The sequence below is a fragment of the Luteolibacter sp. genome (assembly GCF_058122085.1).
Genome location: NZ_JBIKBQ010000129.1, coordinates 1 through 10,497, shown reverse-complemented (window position 1 = coordinate 10,497; position 10,497 = coordinate 1). Strand labels below are relative to the sequence as shown.

The 10,497-nt window shown below is 59.5% G+C and carries 6 protein-coding genes; all 6 read left to right on the top strand.

The annotated features are described in order from the left end of the window. Nucleotides 1–177: 177 nt before the first annotated feature. The gene (locus AC4DF4_RS16215; protein ID WP_490049153.1) at nt 178–891 is read left to right on the top strand and encodes a hypothetical protein; all 714 of its coding nucleotides are present in this window, start codon (nt 178–180) and stop codon (nt 889–891) included. A 104-nt stretch (nt 892–995) separates the two neighbouring features. Then, nucleotides 996–3,164, top strand: coding sequence for a prolyl oligopeptidase family serine peptidase (locus AC4DF4_RS16210; RefSeq protein ID WP_490049152.1), 2,169 nt, complete (start codon nt 996–998; stop codon nt 3,162–3,164). A 221-nt stretch (nt 3,165–3,385) separates the two neighbouring features. Next, nucleotides 3,386–6,436, top strand: coding sequence for a PSD1 and planctomycete cytochrome C domain-containing protein (locus AC4DF4_RS16205; RefSeq protein WP_490049151.1), 3,051 nt, complete (start codon nt 3,386–3,388; stop codon nt 6,434–6,436). A gap of 3 nt (nt 6,437–6,439) precedes the next feature. Then, the gene (locus AC4DF4_RS16200) at nt 6,440–7,858 is read left to right on the top strand and encodes a DUF1501 domain-containing protein (RefSeq protein WP_490049150.1); all 1,419 of its coding nucleotides are present in this window, start codon (nt 6,440–6,442) and stop codon (nt 7,856–7,858) included. A 66-nt stretch (nt 7,859–7,924) separates the two neighbouring features. Further along, a complete protein-coding gene (locus tag AC4DF4_RS16195; protein ID WP_490049149.1) occupies nt 7,925–10,123 on the top strand; it encodes a glycoside hydrolase family 127 protein in 2,199 nt (732 codons plus the stop codon). Nucleotides 10,124–10,166: 43 nt separating this feature from the next. Then, nucleotides 10,167–10,497, top strand: a 331-nt coding sequence (locus AC4DF4_RS16190; protein WP_490049148.1) for a DUF2341 domain-containing protein, incomplete at its 3' end; no start/stop codon positions are given.

The following is a 10,497-nucleotide window of genomic DNA, read 5'->3' as shown; positions in this document are numbered from 1 at the left end:
TGCCTTTCACCGAGCGCCAATTGCAGTTCCTCGACGTTTGCCGGCGGATTTTCATCATCCATGCCACTCCCGGCGCCCTCCAGCCGACGATCACCACCATTGTGGATATCATGCCAACTCTAACACTGAAACCAGCCGCCGGGGGGTGACTTTGAGTTCCTATCAAATCCGACTACCATGATCCTCAAACATTGCGTGTGTGTTCTAGCTGTCCTGTGGCTACCCGCAACGGTCCACGCCAAACCTGCCAAGGCGCAGGCTACGCTCCAGATCCGCGCGGTCTTGTTCGATCCGGCACACACCGCCGGCGACTTGTTTTATCCCGACAAGAATGGTGACGTGGTCAAACTGAATTTCCGGCCGCAGGATCTAACTACTCCGCTGTTCACGCTGCCTTCCAAGGGGTTCCTGGTGCTCTTCGATAAAGCCAACGTCGATCCGAAAGACCCCAAAGCGAGTCTGGCAGCATCCGTCAAGCTGCCATCTGGCATCCAGCAGGCGATAGTCGTGGTGGTGCCGGAACCCGCCGGCTCAAGCCCCGCCTATCGGATGGAGCTGATCGACGATTCCGCGAAGGCCTTTCCCAAGGGCGAGTCGCGGGTGCTCTCACTGGTCGCCATGGAGACGACTCTCGAAGCGGGCGAACACAAACTCACCCTCCCGCCGTGTGGCATCACCCGCGTGCCTCCCGTTAAGAAGGCCGATGAATTCAACATGGCGCAGACGGATTTCAGTTTCCAGCAAAGTGGATCGTCGGTCGCCTTCAGCCAGCGTCAATTGCAGTTTCTCGACGCCTACCGGCGGATTTTCATCATTCACGCGACGCCGGGTTCCCTCCAACCGACCATTACCACCATTGTGGATACCAACCTGAGATTGGCGCGGCCGTGAAGCTCAATGCCAACAACCCGCCACCACAAATCATCAGACAATCCTGGCTCTTGCCATAGCGCCCTTCCAGACAGCCTACCAGACCCGTTCATCGAATTCCAGTCATGTCCACGCCATCCACATTCCCAGCCACCGCTCCGCATCAATCGCCCCCCGACCATCCAGTCCGCGACACCTATCATGGTGTCGAGGTGATGGATGAATACCGTTGGCTGGAGGACGGCAATGCCCCCGCCGTGAGGTCGTGGACGGACGCCCAGAACCTCCGCACCCGGAATCATCTCGATAAGATCGAGAGCCGGGACGGCGTCCTTGCCCAATTGACCGCCCTGTTCACCGAGGTCACGCCTTCCTACAGCGGACTCGTCGCGCGACCAGGCGGTCTTTTTGCCTTCAAGTTCCAACCGCCGAAACAACAGCGCCTGCTGGTCACCCTGGCATTGGCATCAGCCGATGATCCGGTCTCGGAAAGGATATTGCTCGATCCCAATGAACTGGAGCCCAAAGGCCATGTGGCCATCGATTGGTTTGTCCCATCCCCCGACGGAAAATTGGTGGCGGTCTGCCTGTCCGAATACGGCAGCGAGGAGGGCACGCTGCATTTCTATCACACGGAAACCGGGCTGGCCCTGCCCGACCGCATTCCACGGGTCCAGTATCCAACCGGGGGCGGCTGCGCGGCCTGGGAGGCGGATGGCTCGGGAATCTTTTACACCCGCTACCCGCACCCTGAAGATCGTCCATCCGCGGATCTCAGGCTCTATCAACAGATTTACCTCCATCGCCTGGGCACGCCGGATGCGAGCGACGAATATGCGGTTGGGCGCGACTTTCCGCGGATCGCCAGCACCGTTTTGGGCACCTCTCCGGACGGTCGCTGGCTACTCGCCAGCGTGGCCAACGGCGATGGCGGGGAGCATGCCCACTGGCTGTTGGATACGAAGCAGGCCGATCCTTGCGCGTGGCGGCAGGTCACCGGTTTTGAAGACTCGGTCAAGGAGGTTTCCTTCAGCAACGATGGCACGGCGCTTTACCTGCGCTCGGTGCAGGGCGCGCCGCGCGGGAAGATTCTGCGCCTGCCGACCGATGGCAGCATGGCATTGGCCGATGCACCGGTCCTGGTGCCGGAGGGCGATGCGGTGATCGAGCGATTGGTTGTCACGGCTTCCCATCTCTATCTATCAGAAGTGTTGGGTGGGCCGTCACGGGTCCGCCGCTTCGATCTCATGGGCGGAAATCCCAGCGATCTGCCGATCCCCGCCGCTTGTGGCGTGATGGATCTCATGGCACTGGCGGATCACGCCGCCGATGATCGCGTGCTCTACCGTCTCACCCGCTATACCGAACCGGACGCATGGTTCCTCTATGATCCGGCGGCTGACGATGGCAGGGGATGTTCCATCAAGACCGCCATGGCAAGCACCTCGCCGGTGGATTTGAGCGACATCGAAGTGCTGCGGGAATTCGCGGTGAGCAAGGACGGCACCCGGGTTCCCGTCAATATCCTGAAGCGCAAGGGCACGCCGCTCGACGGCAACAATCCCACGCTCCTTCAGGGTTACGGCGGCTATGGTCACTGCATGCGTCCACAATTCAACTGCACGCTGCGGCTGTGGTTCGATCGCGGCGGGATCTATGTCATGGCCAATCTCCGTGGCGGCGGTGAATACGGCACGGAGTGGCATCTGAACGGCAATCTCACCCGCAAGCAGAATGTCTTCGACGACTTCGCGGCTTGTGCCCGGCACTTGATCGAGCGGGGTTACACCTGCCCGGCAAGGTTGGCGGTGGAGGGACGGAGCAATGGCGGCTTGCTGATGGGTGCATTCATGACCCAGCACCCGGAACTTGCGAGCGTGGTGGTCGCCCATGTCGGGATCTATGACATGCTGCGCTTCGAATTGGAACCGAACGGCGCATTCAATGTCACCGAATTCGGCAGCGTCGAGGATCCTGCGCATTTCAGGGCGATGCATGCCTACTCCCCGTATCACCAGGTCCGGGACGGCACGTCCTATCCCGCGGTCCTGCTGCTGACAGGCGAGAACGACGGCCGGGTTAGTCCGGCGAATTCGCGAAAAATGGCCGCCCGTCTGCAACAGGCCAACGCCTCCGCCAACCCGATCCTCGTGTTGTTCAGCTCCGCTTCAGGCCACGGCATGGGCACCGCCCTCGCCGAACGCATCGCGGAAAATGCCGACGTCCTCGCCCTTCTTTTCACCCAGCTGGGGATGACGCAACCGAAAGCCCGCGATTTCGAAAGATCGGTCTGATATCGCGGTATTCAAAGCATGACTGCTTTCGCAATCAAAATGAAAGAGTGAAGAGCCTTTTGAACTAATCAATTTCTGTAGAACCTGTATCATGAAAACATCGATCAAAACCATCGGCCTCGATCCCAACAAACTCGTGCGCCACGGGGACAGCTCCGGCGTGGAAAAAGAACTCATCATCTAATCATATGCGCCGGAAATTTCACACAGAAGAATTGGGTATGAAAATTGGGATGGAGGATTCAAAAATTTCCTCAAAGTTTTTCCAACTTCTGCTTCTATCCCTGCCGCTCTGCGCCGCCGAGCCGTCATTGCCTGAGAAGATCGAGTTCAACCGTGATGTGCGGCCTATCCTCTCGGACAACTGTTTCTACTGCCACGGCAACGACCCAGGCCATCGCAAGGCGAAACTGCGGCTCGATGTGCGTGAGGCCGCTCTGAAGAAGGACGCCTTCGTGCCGGGCGAGCCGGATGAAAGCGATCTGATCGAACGGATCTTCAGCACCGATGAAGACGAGCTGATGCCGCCGCCCGATTCGCACAAGAAACTCACCGCTCAGCAAAAAGAAATTCTCAAACGTTGGATCGCCCAGGGCGCGGAGTATCAGCAGCACTGGTCGTATAACATGCCGCAGAAGGCTGCGATTCCCGCCGGGAAAAACGCGGTGAATGCTTTGGTGAAACAACGCATCACTGAGCTTGGTTTGAAACCCTCTCCCGAAGCGGATCGCCGAACTTTGATCCGCCGCCTTTACTCGGATCTGCTGGGCTTGCCGCCGAAGCCGGAAGAAGTCGCCGCCTTCATCAATGATACCGCGCCGGATGCCTACGAGCAGCTCGTCGAGCGTGTGCTCAAAAGCCCGCACTATGGCGAGCGCATGGCCATTGGCTGGCTTGATGTGGTACGCTTTGCCGACACCATCGGCTATCACAGCGACAATTCGCGCAACATCTGGCCTTACCGCGATTGGGTCATCAAGAGCTTCAATGACAACAAACGGTTTGATCGTTTCACCATCGAACAGATCGCAGGCGACTTGATGCCGGATGCGAATCAGGAGACGCGTATCGGCTCCGCCTTCAATCGCCTGCTGCTCTCCACGGAGGAAGGCGGTGCCCAGGCGAAAGACTATGAGCAGCGGATGCTCACAGATCGCGTCCGCGCTGTAAGCGCGGCATGGATGGGCCAGACAATCGGATGCGCTCAGTGCCACGATCACAAGTTCGACCCCATCACCTCGCGTGACTTCTACACGCTCGGCGCGTTCTTTGCCGACATCGAGGAACCCATCCTCGGTCCCCGTGAGCCGGGCATGATGATCCTTGACGAGCAGGCGCAACAAAGCCTCGCCGCGCTGACACAAAAGATCACCGACCTGAAAGCCGACTTCGCCAAACCAAGCCCCGAACTTGCTGCGGGACAAAGCGCATGGGAACAATCCACCCTCGCTGAAACCACCAAAGCCAAGTGGACCGCAGTCACACTCGCAAGCGCCACCGCCGCAAGGAGTGACGTTTCCATCAAAACCGAAGCGAATGGACTCGCCCGGGCGACGACCGACGCCAATCCAACCGACGTCCCCGATACCTACAAACTAACAGCAAAAGCGCCCGCGAGAGGCATTACCGGCTTTCGCCTGACAGCGGTGAAGGACAAGTCACCAGGCATCGTACTCTCGCCGAACGGAAATTTCGTTCTCACGGAAATCACCGTCACCGCTGGCAACGACAGGAAGCTGGACATCGCGAAAGCCACCGCCACCTACGAGCAACCGAACTACGCCGCTGCCACCGCCATCGACGGCATTTCCACAGGCCAAAACAACGGCTGGGCTGTCCAGGGAGGCGCTGCCTCGGATCAGTCTCTCCATCTCGAACTCGCTGCTCCATTCGACGGCGAGACGGAAAATCTGACCTTCACCCTCACCTTCGCTTATGGATCGAATCACCAAATCACGAACCCACGCATCGACTTCACCACCGCACCTGCACCCGCCGCTTTGCCGAAGGATCGCCCCGCGCCGCCGATTTTCGCGATCATTCAAACCGCGCCGGGTCAGCGCACACCCGAGCAGATCACTCAACTCGCCGATGCCTATCGCCTGATCGCTCCAGAACCGGCCGCTCTCCGCACTGAAATCGCGGCGGCGGAAAAAACAAAAGCAGACTTCGAGGCATCCGCACCGAAATGCCTCGTCACCGTCAGTCAGACAAACCATCGCATCGTTCGCATCCTTCCGCGAGGTGATTGGATGAACGAGACGGGCGAGATCGTGAAGGCAGCACTTCCACACTATCTGCCCGGCCCCGACTTCGGTGATAAAATCCCGAACCGCCTCGACCTCGCCCAGTGGCTTGTTTCCAAAGAGAACCCGCTCACGGCACGCACCGTGATGAATCGTCTGTGGAAACAGTTTTTCGGAATCGGCCTCAGCAAGGTGCTCGACGACCTCGGCGCTCAAGGCGAACCGCCGCCGAACCAAGCGTTGCTCGACTGGCTCGCCTGCGAGTTCATCGACTCCGGCTGGGACATGAAGCACATGGTTCGCACCATCGTCACCAGCTCAACATACAAACAAGTTTCCAGTGCCACGCCAGAGCAACTCGCCGCCGATCCGCTCAACCGGCATGTCGCCCGGCAAAGTCCCTTCCGCCTTGATGCCGAACTCGTCCGCGATAACGCGTTGGCCACGGCTGGCCTGCTCGTTTATAAAATCGGTGGCCCGAGCGTGAAGCCCTATCAACCCGACGGCTATTGGGAAAACCTGAACTTCCCCCAACGCGGCTACGATGCTGATCAAGGCGAGAACCAGTACCGACGCGGCCTTTACGTCTGGTGGCAGCGCAGTTTCCTCCATCCCAGCATGCTCGCCTTCGATGCGCCTAGCCGCGAAGAATGCGCCGCTGAGCGCAATCGATCTAACATCCCGCAGCAAGCGCTCGCGCTGTTGAACGATCCGAGTTATGTCGAAGCCTCGCGTGCCTTTGCCGCACGCATTCTAACCGAATGCCCGGGCGATACCGCCGCACGCCTTCAGTGGGCGTGGCAGCAGGTGTTGCAACGTGCTCCCTTGGAAGCCGAGTTAAAAACCATCACGCCGCTGCTCGATGAACGCCTTGCCGCCTATCGCGCTGATAGCGCTTCAGCCGAGGCGCTTCTCAAAGTCGGCCTGTTGCCGGCGCCAGCCACATTGGACAAAGCCGAACTCGCCGCATGGACGCACGTCGCTCGTGTGTTGCTGAATCTTCACGAAACCATCACCCGCTCTTAAATCATGAATTTTCTAACACCTTCTGAAATTTCCCGCCGCGCCTTTCTTTCCCGCACTGCGCAAGGGCTGGGCGCTGCGGCTCTTGGATCGCTGCTGAATCCCCAGTCGCTTCACGCGGCAACGTCTCATGGCGTTCTGCAAAACCTGCCGCTGCCGCAGAAAGCCAAACGAGTTATCTGGCTCTCCATGGCAGGCGGCCCGTCGCATTTGGAGACCTTCGATCCCAAGCCGAAACTCGGCGAAATGAACGGCAAGCCGATGCCCGAGAGCTTCACCAAAGGCCAGCAGCTCGCGCAGCTCCAAGGCCAGCCGCTGATGTGCTTCGGCCCGCAGCATCCCTTTGCGAAGTATGGCAAGAACCAGACCGAAATCTGCTCGCTCTTTCCGCACATCGGCTCGATCATGGATGACATCTGCCTCGTCCGTTCGATGACCACGGACGCGATCAATCACGACCCCGCGCACATGTTTATGAACACCGGTTCGCAGATCGCCGGCAGGCCGAGCATGGGCGCATGGATCACCTATGGCCTCGGCAGCGTCGCGGAAAACCTGCCGGGCTTCGTCGTCCTCACCTCTCTGGGAAAAGGTGGTCAAAACCAACCCATCGCCGCACGCCAATGGAGCAGCGGGTTTCTTCCATCCAAGCATCAGGGCGTGCAACTCCGCGCCAAGGGCGACCCCGTTCTCTATCTAACCAATCCTCCCGGCATCTCGTCTGCCATGCAGCACGGCGACATCGCCGCGATCAACGCGATGAATCAGCAACGCGACGCGCTGGTGTATGACCCCGAGATTGCCACCCGCATCGCCCAATACGAACTGGCCTTCAAAATGCAGACCAGCGTGCCCGATCTCATGGATCTATCCAAGGAGGGAGCAAAGACGTTCGAACTCTACGGCTGCACACCTGGTGACGGTTCCTTTGCCTCGAACTGCCTGCTCGCCCGCCGACTTGCCGAACGTGGCACACGTTTCATCCAGCTCTATCACAAGGACTGGGATCACCACGGCGGCGTGAAGGAAGGCATCGCATTCAAAGCGCAGGAAGTCGATCGCGCCTGCATGGCTCTCATCACCGATCTGAAACAGCGAGGCATGTTAGACGACACGCTTGTCGTCTGGGCCGGCGAATTCGGAAGAACCCCGATGTCCCAGGGCGGCAACGGCCGCGACCATCATAACAAAGCCATGTCCATCTGGCTCGCAGGTGCCGGCATCAAACGCGGCATGGTTTACGGCTCCACCGACGATCTCGGCTATGCCGCCGTCGAAAACGTCACCACCGTCCACGATTTGCACGCCACGATGCTCCACCAGCTTGGCATCCAGCACGAGGCATTCACCTTCAAATTCCAAGGTCTCGACGCCAAACTCACCGGGGTCGAGGGCGGAAAAGTCATCAAGGATATCCTTGCGTGAAACACACGGTCATTCTCATCACCCTTTTCGCGACACGAGTCCGACATCATGCCCCAAACCTGCATCATGAAAACATCGATCAAAATCATCCCCCTGCTGGCCGCACTCGCGATGGGCCTCACCAGCCCGCTTTACTCACAAGTCCCCGATCTCACTGAGGACGCGCAGTCGGTGAACCGATCGCTGGCCGCCACGCCGCCGCAGGTCAAGCCTCCCTTGCACGGACTCGAAGAGGTCGGCTGGCAGGATGTGAACCTGCGCGAGGGCTTCTGGGGACCGCGCCTCGACGTCCATCACAAGGAGACCATCCCTCATGTGATCGCCAAACTCGATGAGCGCAAACACATTGCCAACTTCGACGTTGCGGCCAAGGTCTTGAAAGGCGCTGCCGTGAAACAGGGCGGGACGGACTCCGACCCGGCCAGCCAGGCGCTGGCGGGCGACACCGGAAATCACGGCCCCGGTTCCGACGACCCCAAGGGAGCCAAGGATGATGAGATCATCGGTCACAGCGCCTTCGACTCCGACATCCACAAGGCGCTCGAAGGCGCATGCTACACGCTCGGCCACTGCGACGACCCGGCTCTGAGCCAGCGCGTCGAGGGCATCCTCGACCGCATCCTCGCCGCGCAGGAGAAGGATGGGTATCTGGTCAGTTATTTCACCGCCAAGGAGTCGCAAAACAAGTGGGCCAACCTGAGGCTCAACCATGAGATGTATAACGCCGGCCACTTCTTCGAGTTTGCCGTGGCGCATCACCAGCTCACCGGTAAAACCAAGGCTCTCGATGCGGCGAAGCGCTTTGCCGATCACATCGACGGCATTTTCGGACCTAACAAGCGCTATGACGTCGATGGCCATCAGGAGGTTGAGCTGGCCCTGGTGAAGCTCTACCGCGCTACCGGCGAGAAGCGTTACCTCGACCTCTGCCGGTTTTTCTTGGAGGAACGCGGCCACGTCCACGGCACCGAGCGGAAGCGGTTCACCGAGGTAATCCCCCGGGGGAATCCGGAACGGAAGCCCGGCGAGACCAATCCGGAATGGATGAAGCGGAAATGGAGCCTGCGCGACGGCAAGATGCAGGACCACAAGCCGGCTCTGGAGCAGACCGAGGCGGTCGGGCACGCCGTGCGCGCCGGCTACATGTATGCCGCCATGACGGACCTCGCCCGCTTCAGCGAGGCCCCGGAATACGCCAAGGCCGTCCGCACGCTGTGGGACGACGTGTTGCGTAGCAAAATCTATCTCACCGGCGGCGTCGGCACCGCCCAATACGACGACGAAGGCTTCGGCGACCCCTACCTGCTGCCGAATATCACCTACTGCGAGTCCTGCGCCAACATGGCCAACGTGCTGTGGCAGCATCGCATGAACCTGATGGACGGCGACGCCAAATACGCCGATGTCATGGAACTCACGCTCTACAACTCGGCGATCGCCGGACTAGCGCTTTCCGGTAAAGGTTTCTTCTATCAGAACCCGCTGGAGTCACGGGATGGAGAGGAGCGTCCCGACTGGATCGGTCTGGCCTGCTGCCCGACCTCGCACTCCCGTTTCACCCCGCAGGTCGGCGGCCTGGCCTATGCCCGGAAGGCCGGGAAAATTTTCGTCAACCTCTACGCAGCCGGCGAAGCCACCATCGGCATCGGGGAGGGCAGGGTGGTGAAGATCAGTCAGGAAACGGACTACCCGTGGGATGGCAGGATCAAGCTGAAGATCGCTCCGGATAAGCCGTCCGAATTTGACCTCTGCGTGCGGATTCCGGGATGGGCGCTCGGGAAACCGGTTCCCAGCGATCTATACCGGTTTGCGTCCACGGAAACAGCCCCTGTTTTCCTGAAGATCAACGGAGAAACAGTGGCGGCAAAGCCCGGGAAGGACGGATACGTCCACCTCTCGCGTTCATGGAAGGCCGGTGACGAGGTGGCGCTCGACCTGCCGATGCCTGTCCGCCGCGTCCACGCCCATGAGAAAGTCGAGGCGGACAAGGGCAAGGTGGCCCTGATGCGCGGGCCAATCGTTTATTGCCTTGAGGGAGTCGATAACAAGGACGTCGATCTTTTCAAGCTCAGCCTGCCACCGTCTGCAGAACTGAAAACCGAACATCGTGCCACGCTGCTGGGTGGAGTCACCGTGATCCACCCTCAAGGCCTCGACGCAAACAAGACGCCGGTCAAGTTGACCGCCATCCCCTGGTATGCCTGGGCGAACCGTGAGAAGGGACCGATGACGATTTGGATCAACGAAAGCGGCGAGGTGAAGTGACTAACCAGCGAAAAATAAAAATATGCAATTGAAGAATACACACATGAAATACCATCTCCTCAAACCCTTGTCTCTCTTTGTATTATTGCTTGCGCTGTGGCCGATGGGGGCGGCTGCGCAATACCCGGGCTGGCAGCACTCGGGATCGATGTTCATCCTCACCACACACGAAGGAGCCGACCTAGCAGCTACTGCGACCGAGAAGGATTTTCCGCTGTTAGTAAGACTGCACAAAGACTCCTTCGACTTCAGCAAAGCCAAGGCCAATGGCGAGGATATACGCTTCAGTTCGGGCGATGGTGCCCCACTGGCGTACGAAATCGAGCAATGGGATGCCGTCAACGGACTTGCCGCCATATGGGTGAAGATCCCGA